The organism is Pseudomonas izuensis (assembly GCF_009861505.1).
Lineage (GTDB): Bacteria > Pseudomonadota > Gammaproteobacteria > Pseudomonadales > Pseudomonadaceae > Aquipseudomonas > Aquipseudomonas izuensis.
Map to the genome: position 1 here is coordinate 290,650 of NZ_WTFT01000008.1, position 16,178 is coordinate 306,827.

The 16,178-nt window shown below is 59.8% G+C and carries 17 protein-coding genes; 8 read left to right on the top strand and 9 right to left on the bottom strand.

Features of this window, described 5'->3' with window-relative positions; genetic code table 11:
• The first annotated feature begins 380 nt into the window (after positions 1 to 380).
• Both yejK and GPL81_RS08325 read left to right on the top strand, forming a co-directional pair.
• The gene (gene yejK / locus GPL81_RS08320) at positions 381 to 1,385 is read left to right on the top strand and encodes a nucleoid-associated protein YejK (RefSeq protein ID WP_160106362.1); all 1,005 of its coding nucleotides are present in this window, start codon (positions 381 to 383) and stop codon (positions 1,383 to 1,385) included.
• Positions 1,385 to 1,735, top strand: coding sequence for a glutaredoxin family protein (locus tag GPL81_RS08325; RefSeq protein ID WP_160106363.1), 351 nt, complete (start codon positions 1,385 to 1,387; stop codon positions 1,733 to 1,735). The genes yejK and GPL81_RS08325 overlap by 1 nt, the downstream gene beginning before the upstream one ends.
• 126 nt (positions 1,736 to 1,861) lie before the next feature.
• Here GPL81_RS08325 and GPL81_RS08330 read toward each other — a convergent pair whose 3' ends face one another.
• The 5 genes from GPL81_RS08330 to GPL81_RS08350 form a co-directional block, all read right to left on the bottom strand.
• The gene (locus tag GPL81_RS08330) at positions 1,862 to 2,797 is read right to left on the bottom strand and encodes a glutathione S-transferase family protein (protein ID WP_160106364.1); all 936 of its coding nucleotides are present in this window, start codon (positions 2,795 to 2,797) and stop codon (positions 1,862 to 1,864) included.
• Between the two features lie 88 nt (positions 2,798 to 2,885).
• Complete coding sequence (locus GPL81_RS08335; RefSeq protein WP_160106365.1) at positions 2,886 to 3,197, bottom strand: GIY-YIG nuclease family protein; 312 nt, start codon at positions 3,195 to 3,197, stop codon at positions 2,886 to 2,888.
• A gap of 40 nt (positions 3,198 to 3,237) precedes the next feature.
• Positions 3,238 to 3,708: a nuclear transport factor 2 family protein gene (locus GPL81_RS08340; RefSeq protein WP_160106366.1), complete on the bottom strand. Its 471-nt coding sequence runs from the start codon at positions 3,706 to 3,708 to the stop codon at positions 3,238 to 3,240.
• A gap of 111 nt (positions 3,709 to 3,819) precedes the next feature.
• Positions 3,820 to 5,127, bottom strand: a complete 1,308-nt coding sequence (locus tag GPL81_RS08345) for a CynX/NimT family MFS transporter (protein ID WP_160106367.1) — start codon at positions 5,125 to 5,127, stop codon at positions 3,820 to 3,822.
• Entirely contained in the window at positions 5,117 to 5,776 is a 660-nt protein-coding gene (locus tag GPL81_RS08350) for a FadR/GntR family transcriptional regulator (RefSeq protein WP_160106368.1), read from the bottom strand. The genes GPL81_RS08345 and GPL81_RS08350 overlap by 11 nt, the downstream gene beginning before the upstream one ends.
• 167 nt (positions 5,777 to 5,943) lie before the next feature.
• Between GPL81_RS08350 and GPL81_RS08355 the strand changes: the two genes are divergently transcribed.
• Both GPL81_RS08355 and GPL81_RS08360 read left to right on the top strand, forming a co-directional pair.
• A complete protein-coding gene (locus GPL81_RS08355; protein WP_160106369.1) occupies positions 5,944 to 6,255 on the top strand; it encodes a type II toxin-antitoxin system MqsR family toxin in 312 nt (103 codons plus the stop codon).
• The gene (locus GPL81_RS08360) at positions 6,252 to 6,740 is read left to right on the top strand and encodes a type II toxin-antitoxin system MqsA family antitoxin (RefSeq protein WP_160106370.1); all 489 of its coding nucleotides are present in this window, start codon (positions 6,252 to 6,254) and stop codon (positions 6,738 to 6,740) included. The genes GPL81_RS08355 and GPL81_RS08360 overlap by 4 nt, the downstream gene beginning before the upstream one ends.
• A 195-nt stretch (positions 6,741 to 6,935) precedes the next feature.
• On the opposite strand, the gene GPL81_RS08365 is transcribed toward GPL81_RS08360, so the two are convergent.
• From GPL81_RS08365 to GPL81_RS08380, 4 genes are all read right to left on the bottom strand, one after another.
• Positions 6,936 to 7,700, bottom strand: a complete 765-nt coding sequence (locus GPL81_RS08365; protein ID WP_160106371.1) for an amino acid ABC transporter ATP-binding protein — start codon at positions 7,698 to 7,700, stop codon at positions 6,936 to 6,938.
• Between the two features lie 27 nt (positions 7,701 to 7,727).
• Positions 7,728 to 8,825, bottom strand: a complete 1,098-nt coding sequence (locus GPL81_RS08370) for an amino acid ABC transporter permease (protein WP_121104491.1) — start codon at positions 8,823 to 8,825, stop codon at positions 7,728 to 7,730.
• 10 nt (positions 8,826 to 8,835) lie between these two features.
• On the bottom strand, positions 8,836 to 10,017 hold the full coding sequence (locus tag GPL81_RS08375; protein ID WP_096509195.1) for an amino acid ABC transporter permease: 1,182 nt from the start codon (positions 10,015 to 10,017) through the stop codon (positions 8,836 to 8,838).
• Positions 10,018 to 10,082: 65 nt separating this feature from the next.
• On the bottom strand, positions 10,083 to 11,114 hold the full coding sequence (locus GPL81_RS08380) for an amino acid ABC transporter substrate-binding protein (RefSeq protein ID WP_096509194.1): 1,032 nt from the start codon (positions 11,112 to 11,114) through the stop codon (positions 10,083 to 10,085).
• A 469-nt stretch (positions 11,115 to 11,583) separates the two neighbouring features.
• On the opposite strand from GPL81_RS08380, the gene GPL81_RS08385 reads away from it, so the two are divergent.
• The 4 genes from GPL81_RS08385 to GPL81_RS08400 all read left to right on the top strand — a co-directional run bounded on the left by GPL81_RS08385 (position 11,584) and on the right by GPL81_RS08400 (position 16,176).
• Positions 11,584 to 12,240: an alpha/beta hydrolase gene (locus GPL81_RS08385; protein ID WP_160106372.1), complete on the top strand. Its 657-nt coding sequence runs from the start codon at positions 11,584 to 11,586 to the stop codon at positions 12,238 to 12,240.
• Between the two features lie 110 nt (positions 12,241 to 12,350).
• Positions 12,351 to 13,826, top strand: a complete 1,476-nt coding sequence (gene rhlB, locus GPL81_RS08390; protein WP_160106373.1) for an ATP-dependent RNA helicase RhlB — start codon at positions 12,351 to 12,353, stop codon at positions 13,824 to 13,826.
• A gap of 136 nt (positions 13,827 to 13,962) precedes the next feature.
• Positions 13,963 to 14,907, top strand: coding sequence for an ornithine cyclodeaminase family protein (locus GPL81_RS08395; protein WP_160106374.1), 945 nt, complete (start codon positions 13,963 to 13,965; stop codon positions 14,905 to 14,907).
• A gap of 141 nt (positions 14,908 to 15,048) precedes the next feature.
• Positions 15,049 to 16,176: an NAD(P)/FAD-dependent oxidoreductase gene (locus GPL81_RS08400; protein ID WP_160106375.1), complete on the top strand. Its 1,128-nt coding sequence runs from the start codon at positions 15,049 to 15,051 to the stop codon at positions 16,174 to 16,176.
• Positions 16,177 to 16,178 lie beyond the last annotated feature (2 nt).

Genomic DNA, 16,178 nt, shown 5'->3' on the forward strand with positions numbered 1-16,178 from the left:
CTATCAAATTCATATGGATTGCAGAGTGCAGTGTCAGCCATCGAGCCCGATCTTCTGGATCCGGCACCCTCGGCGATAACCGCGACGAGTCGGGTTATAGATGCCGAAATCAGGGTTTGGTTCGACCTGACATTTGCTGACTGCACGCTTAACGCAGTGACTTCGCGCAAGACCGGGCAAAACTAGCACAGAGACGGGGAAATATCCGCCTCTAGCTACCCATTTGGTCAGCTTTATTGCTCTAAATCGGCAAAAAAACGCATAAGCACCGCCGGTCGCTGTGCAATTGCCCTTCGTGCCGCGCCAAAAGCGGTGGTTGCGGTACACTGGGCGCTTTTTCGGGGAGCCTGCCCTGCTCTCTCCAACCAGCCGAGAAGCCCATGCCGATCCGTCATTGCATCGTCCACCTGATCGACAAAAAACCCGACGGCACACCCGCAGTTCTCCATGCTCGCGACTCTGAACTGGCCGAGTCCGCCGCCATCGAGAACATGCTTGCCGACCTCAACGAAAGCTACAACGCCAAACAAGGTAAAGCCTGGGGTCTGTTTCATCCGGAGTCCGGCGCCTTTCCATTCAGCGGCTGGCTGAAGGAATACCTCGACGGCGGCCAGGACTTCACCGCCTTCAGCCGCGTGGCGGTGGAGCACCTGCAAAAGCTGATGGAAGAATCCAACCTCTCGGTCGGTGGCCACGTACTGTTTGCCCATTATCAGCAAGGCATGACCGACTACCTGGCCATCGCCCTGCTGCACCACAGCGAAGGCGTGGCGGTGACCGACGAACTGGACGTGACCCCGTCCCGTCATCTGGACCTGGGCCAGTTGCATCTGGCAGCGCGCATCAATGTTTCCGAGTGGCAGAACAACAAGCAGTCCAAGCAGTACATTTCGTTCATCAAGGGCAAGAACGGTAAAAAGGTTTCGGAGTATTTCCGCGACTTCATCGGCTGCCAGGAAGGCGTCGACGGCCCCGGCGAAACCCGCACCTTGCTCAAGGCCTTCAGTGACTTTGTCGAAAGCGAAGACCTGCCGGAAGAATCTGCCCGGGAAAAAACCAAGACCCTGGTGGATTACGCCAGTAGCCAGGCCAAGCTCGGTGAGCCCATGGGCCTGGAGGAGTTGTCGGAACTGATCGACGAAGAACGCCCGAAAGCCTTTTATGATCACATCCGCAACAAGGACTACGGCCTCTCGCCGGAAATCCCGGCCGATAAACGCACCCTGAACCAGTTCCGCCGCTTCACCGGCCGTGCCGAAGGCCTGTCTATCAGCTTCGAAGCGCACCTGCTGGGCTCGAAGATCGAGTACGACGAAGAAGCCGGGACCCTGATTATCAAAGGCCTGCCGACCTCGCTCACCGATCAGCTCAAGCGCCGCAACTGATGCTGGGTAACGTGCTGAAGAAATGCCTGCTGATCCTGCTGGTGGTGGTGGTTTACCAGCACTGGGGCAAGATCGAGCGGGTTTTCAATCCCTCGCAAGTGGTGCCCGAGCAGACCCGGGCCACGGCCAATGTCGTGCTCTACAGCACCGAATGGTGTGGCTACTGCAAACTGACCCGACGTTTTCTCGATCAGAAAGGCATTGCGTACAAGGAATTCGATATCGAAAAAGACGCCGAGGCACGCAAGGCCTACGAAGCGCTGGGTGGCGGCGGGATTCCGTTCATCGATGTGAACGGGACGCTGATACGTGGGTATGACCCGGATGCGATTCTTGCAGCCCTGAAATAATCAATCCGGTCCATACAAAACCTGTGGGAGCAAGGCTGGCCCGCGATGGCCACGACGCGGTGCAATAGCAACACCGAGTAATCGTTCATCGCGGGCAAGCCTTGCTCCCACAGGTATGCGCGTGTTTCATCGGGCTTCGATACGAAAGCCAAATCGCGGAAAGTGCACGTGCACTAAGCCCCCCCGCGGATCTTCACGACGCAGGATCAGCTCTTCGCTACCGGTAAACAACAATTCCCCCGCCACCGGATCGACGCCATAGTCAGTCGCAGCGATCACCACTTTCTGACCGGCTTCGAATCCGTTCGGATCGATAAATTGCTCATCCGGCAGCGCAGCCGGCGTTGCGTTGCGCGCAATCGCCAATGCCTCTTCCGAGGTCATCTCGCTCGGCGCCCCATGACCAAAACCCAGAACCCGCGCCAACCAGGCCGACACCGCCGGATAGTTATCCACAAGCGGTGATGTCACCGGTGTCGCCCTGAGGAACCACAGCGGATGCGCCATGGCGAAGTCGGCAATCGACGGCTCGCCAAACAGGTAATCACCTTCCTCACGCTGCAGCTGTTGCTCCAGGCGCGCCATGATCGTCGGCCATTGGTGCCGCGCTTGCTCAGCGGTCAACTTTGTAGTGCTGCCCCCGCTGAACAATCCCGCACGGTCGGCCAGGAAAGCCTTGATCGCTTCCTGCGGCAAACTGCCGAAACGCACAGCAACCGCTTCCGGCTGAAACACCAGGCTGACCGCATGCTGGAACACCACTGAATCGGCCCATGCGGCGAAAGTCGCGGCGATCATTTCCTGACTTTCCGGGAAGAACGCCGGCAAGGCTTTTTCCTGCTCCAGGCGACGGGCGATGAGCGCCGTATCGCAATAGATATCCGCGCCGATCTGCAGCACTGGCGTCTTGCGATAGCCCCCCGTCAGCGCCGTCAGGTCAGGTTTTGGCATCACCGGCGAGATCTTCACCGAGCGCCAGGACAAGCCCTTGAAGCCCAACAGCAGTCGGGCCTTTTCGGCGAAGGGGGACGTCGGGTAATGATGAAGAATCAACTCGGACATGCTCGGCTCCGTCGCACTCAGAAGGTATCAGCAGCTTAGCGCGCAATCGATTGGCAGAATACGGATCTGCCTGATGGAAACCGATCAGTCAGGTTGATAACGCCGTGGCAGCACTGGCCACCAGACATTCCTTGGCGCTTTTCCTGAGCTTTTTGATCAGCCGCTCCTGACGCAGCGCTTCGCTTTTGTCGCGGCAGCGTTCGGTGTAGACCAGCGCCATGGCCGGGCTCGAGAGAAAAAAACGCGCGCCTTTGCCACTTTGGTGCTTGGCGAAGCGACGCACGGGATCGTCGCTGATTCCGCAGTACAACGAACCGTTGGCCGCGCGCACGAGATAGACGAACCACGGTTTGCTCACCGCGCAATCGGCTTCGACAGGGATTTCGGTGCGGGTGGTCATGGAACGATCAAGGCTTGAAAGGAAACAAGCCGCGATCTTATCAGCGACTGGCCTGAAATACCTTCAGCCCCTTCAAGGCCTGTGCGCGCACGGCGTTTCTCACCAGTGGCGTCCAGCCGAGCAGCAAGCCTTTGAAACCCAGGGCCTGGCGCGACCACGCCCACAGATCGAAGCTGTCGTGATGCTCGCAAATCTTGCCATCGCGGAAGACAAAACGTGCCTGGATATCGTTGATCACGGTGTTGCCAGTCTGGCTGAACAGATAGGTCGCGACCCAATGGGCGCCACCGCTGCGCTCGTCGCTGCGCACATTGTCGAAGGTCAGGGAGAAATCCTTGGCCCGAGTCGTGAGCATGCGCCACATGTCGCCGGCATCGCGTCCACGAAGCTCGCCGAACGCCGGATCACTAAACACTACATCGTCGGTATAGCAGGCGCTCATGGCTTCGGCATCCAGCCGCTGGAAGGCCTGATAGAACTGTGTGATCAAGGCGCTGTGGGCTTCACTCATGGGCAGACTCCCTGTTGTGCAAAATGGCATCGAAAGATTGCCTGCACGATAGTCTGCAAATGCACGCAAGACCACTGGCATTCGTGGGCCGAATGCCAGTGCTGCGAGGATTCAGATTTTTTCGCTTTGCACCTGAACATAGAGGGCTCGCCCGGCTCCGAGTCCGGCGATGATCGCGCCCAGGCCAATCACGCCGAAAATCCAGCCCACCGCGCTCCAGCCGCCGGTCCAGTCATGGACGATGCCGACCGCGAACGGCCCCATGGATGCCAGGGTGTAACCGAAGCCCTGGGCCATGCTCGACAGATTGGCTGCGACGTGGGAGTCCCGCGAGCGCAGTACGATCAGGGTCAACGCCAGGCTGAAGGTGGCGCCCTGCCCCAGACCGAGCAGAATCGCCCAGCCCCACAGGCCTTCGATCGGTGCGTAGAGGCAACCGAACAGACCGCCAAGGGTCATCACCATGACGATCACGATCGCCAGGCGCTGATCCTTGCCGCGGGTGGCCAGCCACGGTGCTGCCAGTGAACTGGCCAGTTGCACGATCACCGAGCCCGACAGCACCAGACCGGCCTGGGTCGGGGTCAGGCCGCGACCGATGAGGATCGACGGCAACCAGCCGAACACGATGTAGGCCAGGGACGATTGCAGGCCCATGTACAAGGTCACCTGCCACGCCAATGGATCGCGCAGCAGACCCCGAACGCGGTAGGCGACGTTATGCGCACCGTGTTTCTGGCCAACTTGTGGCAACCAGAAAATCGCAGCGGCCAGCGCCGGGATCATCCAGAAACCCAGGCCCAACGCCCAGCTCTTGTCGAAATGCTCGCTCAACGGCACGGTCGCACCTGCCGCCATCGCCGCCCCCAGGCACAGGGCCATGGTGTAGACGCCGGTCATGGTCCCGGCCTGTTTGGCGAAGTCGCGCTTGACGATGCCCGGCAACAACACGCCGATCACGCCAATGCTGGCGCCGGCCAGCACGCTGCCGGCGAACAGACCGATTTCACCGAACGAACTGCGCAGGATGATCCCGCCGGCCAGGGTCAGAAGAATACCCAGCACCACCCGTTCGGCACCGAACCGTCGGGCCAGAACCGGCGCCAGTGGCGCAAATAACCCCAGGCACAGCACCGGAAGTGTCGTCAGCAGTCCAGCCTGTGATGCCGATAGTCCAAGGCTTTTCGACACTTCGCTAAGCATCGGCGCCATGCTCGACAGCGCCGGACGCAGGTTCAGCGCCACCAGAATCAACCCCAGCAGCAACAGCCACGGCCTACGCAGGAGCGGATGACTTTGCTGGACCTGTTCATCGTCGGCTTCGGCGTCGATCAACAGCTCTTCGAGCTCCGCCTTGCGTTGGGCTTCGGTGATCTGGCTGTTGCGGGTGGACATGGCGTTCTCGGTTTCAAGGTTCATTGATCAACTGCCTCGACAGGGCTTTGGCCCGTTCCGGGTCACGTTGCTCGACGGCTTCGAGCAGTGCGATATGCAGGTCGAACACTTCCTGGCGGCGCGGGGTGATGTTCAGGCAAAGACGCAGCTGGGCGCCGACGACACTGGAGAAATAGCGATACAACTCGCTGAGGGTTGGGTTGTGCGCAGCGTCCACCAAACGACGGTGGAACACCAGATCGCAGGCGATGTAGGTATCGAGATCGCCGTGATAGTGGCTGCCGCTGACACCCAATGCTTCGCGCAAGGCCACCAGGTCTTCCTCGGTGCGGCGTGTTGCCGCCAAGCCTATCGCCTCGACCTCAAGGATGTGCCGGGTCTCGCGGGCCTGTTCAAGGGAGCACTGCGACAACACTTTCAAGGTGTCCAGCGGATCGACCACCGCCCGCAAGTAACTGCCGTCGCCCTGACGGATCTCGATCAATCCGGAAAACGCCAGCACCCGCATGGCTTCACGCACGGTGTTGCGGCTGATGCCCAGTTCGGCGGACAGCTCGGGTTCGGTAGGCAAGCGCTGACCCACCGCCCATACACCCTGGTTGATGCGCTGACGCAATTGATCCAGAGCCTGATCGACCAGGGATCGTTTCACTAATGGAGAAATATCTGACATGGAATTCGCCCTTTCATCCAATCATAGGATGAATTTTCTGACAGGTTAATCAGCTTCGCGTAGGACGGCAACCGCCTACGGTCAGAGAGCGGGAAAAGGAGCGGGATTTTCGATTAGTCAAAATTACCCTTTAAGGGTAATTTCAGGGACAGGGCTTACGGATTCTTATGGAGAAGAACACACCCCATTACGACTTGACTGTGGTCAAGGCGGAGGTTGTCAGGCAGGGGAAAAAAGCATTCACCCGGCGCGCCCTCGAATCGGGCTATGACATGGGCCTGACCTACCAGCTTATGGTGCAGGCGATAGGTTTGCTTGAGCGAAGAATGCTCTACAAATCCATGACTTCCTATGCAGACCATCGAGTCTGGCACGACGTTTATCACATGAAGATTTACGGTACGGAGATTTACATCAAAGTGTCTTACCGCCCAGGCGGTGGGCATCCGGTAATCTCCTTCAAGGAGAAAAACCTATGAAAACACAACAGTGCGTGAACTGCGGAACCCATGACGGAATGGGGCATTTCGAGGGACGCACCCTCTCGGTCAATTACAAACAAATGTCACGTCTTGTCCATGAAATCGTTGGCTGGGAATGCAGAGTCTGCGGCGAAATCGAATTCGATCATGACACCGACTCCGCCGACCGCTACTCGGATGCGGGAGATCAACTGGTTGAAGACTGCTTCCAGGTCATGGGTTCAGAGATGAAACGCATCCGCCGCAAGCTTCACCTTACGCAAAAAGACGCGGTCAGATTGCTGTCAGGCGGTGGGCACAATGCCTTTTCTCGCTATGAGCGCGGCGAACTCGCCCCTCCACAACCCCTGTTCACATTGATGCGCCTGCTTGATCGACACCCTCACTTGCTTGCAGAAGTTCAAGCACTGAACGAAGGGGCCGACTTGAAGCGCCTGTTGGCCGAGCGTTTCCCGGAACAGGAAACCGTGAAGGTTTCCTGACCCGAACTGTAGGAGCGTGCATGTCTCCAGGCGGCGTTCCGACGATGGTCGTCAACGATAACGCTGGCAGCCTGATACCCAGCGGCGTTCTCAAGTTCTTCGCGAGCAAGCTCGCGCCTACAAGGAACGTCGTAATTCTGAGGACAAAAATAAACCCGGAACAGCGTCCGGGTTTATTTCATTGCCAAGTGCCGATCAATGCAGGATCTGGCTCAGGAACAACTTGGTGCGTTCATTCTGCGGGTTGTCGAAGAAGTCGTTCGGCGCGGCCTGTTCGACGATTTCGCCCTTGTCCATGAAGATCACGCGGTTGGCCACGGTGCGGGCAAAGCCCATTTCGTGGGTCACGCAGAGCATGGTCATGCCGTCTTCAGCGAGGCCAATCATGGTGTCGAGCACTTCCTTCACCATCTCCGGGTCGAGCGCCGAAGTCGGTTCGTCGAACAGCATGATTTTCGGTTTCATGCACAACGCGCGAGCGATTGCCACACGCTGTTGCTGACCGCCGGACAACTGCCCCGGGTATTTATGCGCCTGCTCCGGAATGCGTACGCGCTCCAGATAATGCATGGCGATTTCCTCGGCCTTGCGTTTGGGCATTTTGCGCACCCACATCGGCGCCAGGGTGCAGTTCTGCAAAATGGTCAGGTGCGGGAACAGGTTGAAGTGCTGGAACACCATGCCGACTTCACGGCGGATCGCTTCGATCTGCTTGAGGTCGTTGGTCAGTTCCGTGCCATCGACCACGATGCGCCCCTGCTGGTGTTCTTCCAGGCGGTTGAGGCAGCGGATGGTGGTGGACTTGCCCGAACCCGACGGACCGCACAGAACGATACGCTCGCCCTGCTTGACGTTCAGGTTGATGTCTTTCAACACGTGGAACTGGCCGTACCACTTGTTCACGCCCTGCATCTGAATAATGCCTTCAGGGCTCACAGGCTGTTTGATTGCTTCGCTCATCGGGAAACTTCCTAAATAGGTAGCGACTTAGCGCTTGTGGCCTGTGTCCAGCTTGCGTTCCAAATGCATGGAGTAGCGGGACATACCAAAACAGAAAATCCAGAACACCAGGGCAGCGAACACATAGCCTTCGGTGGCCATGCCCAGCCATTTCGGGTCGGCGGCGGCTTGCTTGACGCTGTTGAGCAGATCGAACAGGCCGATGATGATCACCAGGCTCGTGTCCTTGAACAGCGCGATGAAGGTGTTGACGATACCGGGAATCACCAGCTTCAGGGCTTGCGGCAGAATCACCAGGCCCATGCTGCGCCAGTAACCCAGGCCCATCGCCGCGGCCGCTTCGTATTGACCTTTAGGGATCGCTTGCAGACCACCGCGCACCACTTCGGCCACGTAGGCCGACTGGAACAGGATCACGCCGATCAGTGCCCGCAGCAGTTTGTCGAAGTTCATGCCTTCAGGCAGGAACAGCGGCAGCATCACCGAAGACATGAACAGCACCGTGATCAACGGTACGCCGCGCCAGAATTCGATGAAGGTCACGCAGACCACACGAATCGCCGGCATGTTCGAACGACGGCCCAGTGCCAGGATAATCCCCAGCGGCAACGCGCCGGCGATACCGACGGTGGCGATCACCAGGGTCAGCATCAGGCCGCCCCATTGGCTGGTCGCCACGTTGGTCAGGCCGAAGATGCCGCCATGCAACAGGAAGTAGGCAATGATCGGGTACAACACCAGGAAGCTCAGGCCATACACGGCTTTGTGGTGAAAGCGCGAGATGAACAGAGGGGCCACGCCGATGACGGCCAGCCACACGGTCAGGTCCACGCGCCAGCGCAGTTCCGGCGGGTAATAGCCGTACATGAACTGGCCGAACCGCTGCTGGATGAACACCCAGCAGGCGCCGCTCTTGGTGCAGTCGGCGCGAGTGGTGCCGACCCAGTTGGCATCGATGATCGCCCAATGCAGGATCGGCGGCACCACCAGGTAGATGAGGTAGAACGCGAACAGGGTCAGCAGGGTATTGAGCCAGCTGGAGAACATGTTCGCGCGCATCCACGCCACCGGCCCGAAGACTTTGCTCGGTGGAGGCATGTCGGGTTTGAAGGTATGAGTACTCATGCGCTTTTCCTTACCGCTCGATCAGCGCAATGCGCTTGTTGTACCAGTTCATCAGCAGGGAAATGCTGATACTGATCGCCAGGTACACACTCATGGTGATGGCAATCACCTCGATCGCCTGCCCCGTCTGGTTCAGCACGGTCCCGGCGAACAACGACACCATTTCCGGATAACCGATACCGGCCGCCAGCGAGGAGTTTTTCGCCAGGTTCAGGTATTGGCTGGTCAGCGGCGGAATGATCACCCGCAGGGCTTGCGGGATGATCACCTTGCGCAGGGTCGGGCCGTTGCGCAGCCCGAGCGAATGCGCCGCCTCGGTCTGGCCGTGGCTGACCGACTTGATGCCCGAACGCACGATCTCGGCGATGAACGCCGCGGTGTACACGGTCAGGGCCAGGGTCAACGCCAGCAGTTCCGGGATCAATACCCAGCCACCGACGAAGTTGAAACCTTGCAGTTTCGGCAACTCCCAGTGCAAAGGCGCGCCGAAGATCAGTGCGCACAACGCCGGGATCACCAGGAACAGCGCCAGGCCGGCCCAGAATTTATGGAACGGCACACCAGTGGCTTCGAAGCGTTTGGTCGCCCAGCGGCTCATCAGTACGATGGCGACGATGGCCACGACGATACTGACCACGAACGGCCAGAAACCGTCGGCCATCTTCGCGGCCGGCATATTCAGGCCACGGGCGCTGACGAAGAAGGTGTCGCCGAAGTTGTGACTGTTGCGCGGCCCCGGCATGGTCAGGAACACCGCGAAGTACCAGAACAGGATCTGCAGCAGCGGCGGGATGTTACGGAAAACCTCCACGTACACTGTCGCCAGCTTGGCGATGATCCAGTTCTTCGACAGTCGGGCCACACCGACGATGAAGCCGAGGATCGTCGCCAGGATCACGCCGATGAAGGTCACCAGCAAGGTGTTGAGCAACCCGATGACGAACACCCGGGCATAGCTGTCCGCTTCGGTGTAGTCGATCAGGTGTTGAGCGATGCCGAAACCGGCACTGCGCTCCAGAAAGCTGAAGCCCGAGGTAATGCCCCGGTGCTGAAGGTTGGTCTGCGTGTTATCGAACAGATACCAGCCCATCGAGACCACAGCGACAATGGTGATGATCTGGAAGAGCCACGCACGCACTTTTGGATCGCTGAGGCTGAGCCTCTGCTTTGGTGCGCCGATTGAATTTTGCATGAAGTGCCCCGGAAATAATGGAACAGAACATCACCCGGTGGTTGGCCCACCGGGTGACAGAACCATCAGCGCACTGGTGGTGCGTATTGAATGCCGCCAGCGTTCCACAAGGCGTTCAGCCCGCGGTCGATTTCCAGCGGAGTGCTCTTGCCGAGGTTTTTCTCGAACACTTCGCCATAGTTGCCGACCTGCTTGACGACCTGGACAACCCAGTCCTTCTTCACTTTCAGGTCTTTGCCGTATTCACCGTCGGTGCCCAGCAGACGAGCGACGTCCGGGTTCTTGGTGCCTTTGGCTTCGGCTTCGACGTTCTTCGAAGTGATACCGGCCTCTTCAGCGTTGAGCATGGCGTAGCCAACCCAGCGCACGATGGCCAGCCACTCGTCGTCGCCATTACGCACAACCGGGCCCAGTGGCTCCTTGGAAATGGTTTCCGGCAGAACCACGTAGTCCTTCGGCGATGCCAGCTTGCTGCGCTGGGCGAACAGCTGGGACTTGTCGGAGGTCAGTACGTCGCAACGACCGGATTCCAGCGACTTGGCGCTTTCATCGGAGGTGTCGAAAGTGATCGGGGTGTATTTCAGACCGTTGCCGCGGAAGTAGTCGGAAACGTTCAGTTCGGTGGTGGTACCGGCCTGGATGCAGATGGTCGCGCCATCCAGCTCTTTGGCGCTTTTCACGCCCAGCTTGTTGTTTACCAGGAAGCCGATGCCGTCGTAGTAGGTGATGAAGCCAGGGAACTTGAGCCCCATGCCAGCGTCACGGGAGCTGGTCATGGTGGTGTTGCGCGACAGGATGTCGATTTCGCCCGACTGCAGCGCGGTGAAGCGCTCCTTGGCGTTCAACTGACTGAACTTGACCTTGGTCGCGTCACCGAAGACGGCTGCGGCCACAGCGCGGCAGTAGTCCGCATCGATACCCACGATCTTGCCGGTGGAGTCCGGAACCGAGAAGCCTGGCAAGCCATCGCTGACGCCACACTGCACGAAACCTTTCTTCTGCACTGCATCCAGGGTTGCACCCGCCTGAGCGAACCCGCTGACACCGAGTACTGCGGCTGCAGTCACGATCGCCAGGGTGGATTTCAACATCTTCATTCAAACCTCCAGTTTTGCTCTTGTTGTGTCGGAGCGTGAGTCCTGCCGCACCCTTTTGAGGCGTTGTCGACCCGTGTTGGCTTGTTTTAGGGTCAACCGACGTAAAGACCGTAGCTATGAGTCTAGTAGGAGAAAATCCACATCATGGACAACTCACTTCTCACCAAATCGGCCGAACGGGCTGTAGCCCTTTCACGTTCGCGAAGCCCGTAGCGGCCACTGGCGAACATCCATCACCGGATTCTTTGCTATCCCACTGCCGACAATGGCCTGATAGTGTTACCGACAGACGTGGGATTTTCGTACGCGCTTCCGTATAGCAAAGCCCGTACCACACCGGCTGCTTAAGCGGTTAAGCGACAGGTCAATAGCAAAACTTGTAACCTTGCGACATCTTCGTAACTGATCAACCCGGCGCGCACTCGCACCTCGCACTCAATGAGCGCGCGCGCACACATTTGGAGCAGCCATGACCGAGCCCCTGATTCTAGAACCCGTCAAGCCCGCAGACGCCTGCGTCATCTGGCTGCACGGCCTCGGCGCCGATCGCTATGACTTCCTGCCGGTCGCCGAAGCCCTGCAGGAAACGTTGCTGACCACCCGCTTCGTTCTGCCCCAGGCCCCGACCTGCGCCGTCACCATCAACGGCGGCTACGAGATGCCGAGCTGGTACGACATATTGGCCATGAGCCCGGCGCGCGCAATCAACCGCGACCAACTGGAAGAGTCGGCCCAGCGGATCATTCAGTTGATCGACGTGCAGCGAGCCGTTGGAATAGACGCCTCGCGGATTTTCCTGGCAGGTTTTTCCCAAGGCGGTGCCGTGGTGCTACACACCGCGTTCCTGAAGTGGCAAGGACCGTTGGGTGGCGTACTTGCCCTCTCTACTTATGCACCGACCTTCAGCGATGAGCTTGAACTGTCCGCCAGCCAGCAGCGCATTCCGGTGCTGTCGCTGCATGGTCAATACGATGACGTGGTACAAAACTCGATGGGCCGTACCGCCTACGAGCATTTGAAACAACATGGTGTCACCGTGACATGGCAGGAGTACCCAATGGGCCACGAAGTGTTACCCGAGGAGATTCGCGACATCGGCACCTGGCTTGCCGAGCGTTTGCGTTAAACCTTTGGGCGCCTGTTTTTGTTTAAAAGCGCCCTTTGATCCATCCCACTACGCCGCGCCCGTTTCTTGCATTACACTGGCCGGCGTACATTCCTTAACCAATTGATGAGATGACCGTGCTCAAAGCACTCAAGAAAATGTTCGGTAAAAGCGAGACTGAGCAACTCGCGCCAGTCACCAGCGCGCCGTCGCACTCCCACGACCATCGCAGCGATGCCAGCCAGGCCGACCGCCCCGCTCCCGCAGCGGCACCGAAACACGAACCGCAACCTGTTCCTGCCGCGACTACCGTTGCCGAACCTGCCCGCGACGAAGCCCCAAAACCCGCCAGACCGCGTCGCGAACCCAAGCCCAAGGCGCCGGTCATTCCCTGGAAACTCGAAGACTTCGTCGTCGAACCCCAGGAAGGCAAAACCCGCTTCCACGATTTCAAGCTCGCTCCGGAACTGATGCACGCCATCCAGGACCTGGGCTTCCCCTATTGCACGCCGATCCAGGCGCAGGTGCTGGGCTTCACCCTCGCCGGCAAAGACGCCATCGGCCGCGCCCAGACAGGCACCGGTAAAACTGCGGCGTTCCTGATTTCGATCATCACCCAGTTGCTGCAAACCCCGCCGCCGAAAGAGCGCTACATGGGTGAGCCGCGGGCCCTGATCATCGCCCCGACCCGCGAGCTGGTGGTGCAGATTGCCAAGGATGCGGCGGACCTGACCAAATACACCGGCCTCAACGTCATGACGTTTGTGGGCGGCATGGACTTCGACAAGCAGCTCAAGCACCTCGAAGCCCGTCACTGCGACATCCTCGTGGCCACCCCCGGCCGCCTGCTGGACTTCAACCAGCGCGGCGACGTGCACCTGGACATGGTCGAAGTCATGGTGCTGGACGAAGCCGACCGCATGCTCGACATGGGTTTCATCCCGCAAGTACGCCAGATCATTCGCCAGACGCCACCGAAGAATGAACGCCAGACGCTGCTGTTCTCCGCGACATTCACCGATGACGTGATGAACCTGGCCAAGCAGTGGACCACCGATCCGGCGATCGTCGAGATCGAGTCGCAGAACGTGGCCAGCGAAAACGTCGAGCAGCATATCTATGCCGTGGCCGGCGCCGACAAATACAAGCTGCTCTACAACCTGGTCAACGACAACGGTTGGGAGCGGGTCATCGTGTTCGCCAACCGCAAGGATGAAGTGCGGCGCATCGAAGAGCGCCTGGTGCGCGATGGCATCAACGCCGCGCAGCTGTCCGGCGATGTACCGCAGCACAAGCGCATCAAGACGCTGGAAGGCTTCCGTGAAGGCAAGATCCGCGTGCTGGTGGCCACCGATGTGGCCGGTCGCGGTATCCACATCGACGGCATCAGCCACGTGATCAACTTCACCCTGCCGGAAGTCCCGGACGATTACGTGCACCGTATCGGCCGTACCGGTCGCGCCGGTGCCGACGGCGTGTCCATCAGCTTTGCCGGGGAAGACGACTCCTACCAGCTACCGTCCATCGAGACGCTGCTGGGTCGCAAAATCAACTGTGAAACACCACCGACGCATCTACTGCGGGCGGTTGAGCGCAAACGTCCATAACGGACAACGTCTAGAAGAGGCGCAGCCGGAAACGGACTGCGCTTTTTTTTCGCCTGTTTTTTCTCAAGAGCTTGCTCGACATATTTAAAAGTCCATAATGGACAAATTAGTTTATCTGCCGCTCCCGGAGCCGACCATGTCCAGCACCCCCTACGTGATCACCCAACCCCAGGCCCGCGAGCTGCTGGCGCAGGTCGACGTGCCGCAGATCCTGCGCAAACTGTTCCGCGACCTGGCCGCCGGGCAAGCAGTGCAACCGGCACAGCAGCTGGTTGAGTTTCCACAGGGCGCCGGCGACTTCATCAATTACCTGGGTGTGCTGGCGGAAGATGGCGTGTACGGGGTCAAGACTTCACCGTACATCGTGCGCGAACAAGGGCCGCTGGTGACGGCCTGGACCTTGCTGATGTCGATGCAGACCGGCCAGCCACTGCTGCTTTGCGATGCCGGTGAACTGACCACGGCGCGCACCGCCGCGACCACTGCCGTGGCTGTCGATGCCCTCGCGCCGTTGAAGGCGACTCGCCTGGCGATCATCGGCAGCGGCAAAGTGGCACAGGCCCACCTGCATTACGTGAAGAACCTGCGGGACTGGCAGAGCATCAGCCTGTATTCGCCGAGCCTGAGCGAAGATGCGCAAACCGCGAACCTGCTCAAAGGCATCGAGCCGCGCCTGAACATCGTCGATACCCGTGAAGCCGCCGTCGCTGATGCCGATGTGATCATGCTCTGCACCTCGTCCGCCGGTCCCGTGATCGACCCGTCTCACTTAAGCAAACCGGCGCTGATCACCTCCATCAGCACCAACGCCCCGCGTGCACACGAAGTGCCGCCGCAGAGCCTCAATGACATGCAGGTGTTCTGCGACTACCGTCAGACCACGCCGGGTTCGGCCGGTGAAATGCTGATCGCCGGCGAAGCACATGGCTGGGACAAGAACGCGATCATCGGCGACCTGCCTGATCTGCTCAGCGCCAAGGTGCAGCGCCCGGACTACGACCGCCACGTGTTCTTCCGCTCCATCGGCCTGGGGCTGGAAGACATCGCGCTGGCCAATGCCATCTACCGCCTGCAGCACTAACCCCACACAACCCTGTAGGAGCAAAGCTTGCTCGCGATGGCGTACTGACATTCAACATTGACGTTGGCTGATACACCGCCATCGCGAGCAAGCTTTGCTCCTACAGGGGGACCTTTATTTTCGCTTGATCAGGAGACGTTCATGAGCCAGGCAGATTTCATCATCATCGGCGGCGGGATTGCCGGCGCTTCCACCGGGTTCTGGCTGTCGCAGCACGGGCGTGTGATTGTGCTCGAACGCGAATCCCATCCGGCCTATCACTCCACCGGCCGCTCGGCGGCACTGTTCACCGCCGCCTATGGCACGCCGCAGGTTCGTGCATTGACCCTGGCCAGCCGGGACTTTTTCGACGCGCCACCCAGTGGTTTCTGCGAGCACCCGCTACTGACCCCGCGCGGCGAGATGACTGTGGACTTCACCGGCGATCCGGCCGAACTGAACAACCAGTACCTGAGCGCCAAAGCCACGGTGCCAGAGATGCAATTGCTCAGCGCCGAAGAGGCCTGTGTGCGCGTGCCGATCCTGCGTCGGGAGAAAGTCCACGGCGCGATCTATGACCCGACGGCCAGCGACATCGACACCGACGCCCTGCATCAGGGCTACCTGCGCGGCATTCGTCGCAACAACGGCGAAGTGCACACCGACAGCGAAGTACAAGGCCTGAGCCGTGATGCCAACGGTGTATGGCAGGTGCAGACCCGCACCGGGACGTTCAGCGCACCCGTCGTCATCAATGCCGCCGGCGCCTGGGCCGACAAGATCGGCGAGCTTGCCGGCGCCCGACCGTTGGGCCTGCAACCCAAGCGTCGCGCCGCCTTCATCTTCGCCGGCCCAGAGGGCGTGGACATTCACCACTGGCCGATGCTGGTCAGCCTCGACGAATCCTTCTATATGAAACCCGATGCCGGCATGTTCCTTGGCTCGCCGGCCAACGCCGACCCGGTGGAACCCCACGACGTGCAGCCCGAAGAGCTGGACATCGCCATGGGTATCTACCAGATCGAAGAAGCCACGACCCTGACCATCCGCCGTCCGACGCGCACCTGGGCCGGCCTGCGCAGCTTCGTCAGCGATGGCGATTTGCTTTCCGGTTTCGATCCACAGGTGCCAGGGCTGTTCTGGGTCGCGGCGCAGGGCGGCTATGGCATCCAGACCTCGCCGGCCATGGGTCAGGCCAGCGCCGCCCTGGTGCGCGGAGAAGCCCTGCCCGAGCAGCTCACCCGCTTCGGCCTGAGTGCCGAGATGCTCTCCCCTGCCCGCCTGGGCTGATC

Coding starts and splice junctions, on each gene's coding strand:
- yejK (WP_160106362.1), top strand. CDS start 381: ATGCCGATCCGTCATTGCATCGTCCACCTGATCGACAAAAAACCCGAC.
- GPL81_RS08325 (WP_160106363.1), top strand. CDS start 1,385: ATGCTGGGTAACGTGCTGAAGAAATGCCTGCTGATCCTGCTGGTGGTG.
- GPL81_RS08330 (WP_160106364.1), bottom strand. CDS start 2,797: ATGTCCGAGTTGATTCTTCATCATTACCCGACGTCCCCCTTCGCCGAA.
- GPL81_RS08335 (WP_160106365.1), bottom strand. CDS start 3,197: ATGACCACCCGCACCGAAATCCCTGTCGAAGCCGATTGCGCGGTGAGC.
- GPL81_RS08340 (WP_160106366.1), bottom strand. CDS start 3,708: ATGAGTGAAGCCCACAGCGCCTTGATCACACAGTTCTATCAGGCCTTC.
- GPL81_RS08345 (WP_160106367.1), bottom strand. CDS start 5,127: ATGAACCTTGAAACCGAGAACGCCATGTCCACCCGCAACAGCCAGATC.
- GPL81_RS08350 (WP_160106368.1), bottom strand. CDS start 5,776: ATGTCAGATATTTCTCCATTAGTGAAACGATCCCTGGTCGATCAGGCT.
- GPL81_RS08355 (WP_160106369.1), top strand. CDS start 5,944: ATGGAGAAGAACACACCCCATTACGACTTGACTGTGGTCAAGGCGGAG.
- GPL81_RS08360 (WP_160106370.1), top strand. CDS start 6,252: ATGAAAACACAACAGTGCGTGAACTGCGGAACCCATGACGGAATGGGG.
- GPL81_RS08365 (WP_160106371.1), bottom strand. CDS start 7,700: ATGAGCGAAGCAATCAAACAGCCTGTGAGCCCTGAAGGCATTATTCAG.
- GPL81_RS08370 (WP_121104491.1), bottom strand. CDS start 8,825: ATGAGTACTCATACCTTCAAACCCGACATGCCTCCACCGAGCAAAGTC.
- GPL81_RS08375 (WP_096509195.1), bottom strand. CDS start 10,017: ATGCAAAATTCAATCGGCGCACCAAAGCAGAGGCTCAGCCTCAGCGAT.
- GPL81_RS08380 (WP_096509194.1), bottom strand. CDS start 11,114: ATGAAGATGTTGAAATCCACCCTGGCGATCGTGACTGCAGCCGCAGTA.
- GPL81_RS08385 (WP_160106372.1), top strand. CDS start 11,584: ATGACCGAGCCCCTGATTCTAGAACCCGTCAAGCCCGCAGACGCCTGC.
- rhlB (WP_160106373.1), top strand. CDS start 12,351: ATGACCGTGCTCAAAGCACTCAAGAAAATGTTCGGTAAAAGCGAGACT.
- GPL81_RS08395 (WP_160106374.1), top strand. CDS start 13,963: ATGTCCAGCACCCCCTACGTGATCACCCAACCCCAGGCCCGCGAGCTG.
- GPL81_RS08400 (WP_160106375.1), top strand. CDS start 15,049: ATGAGCCAGGCAGATTTCATCATCATCGGCGGCGGGATTGCCGGCGCT.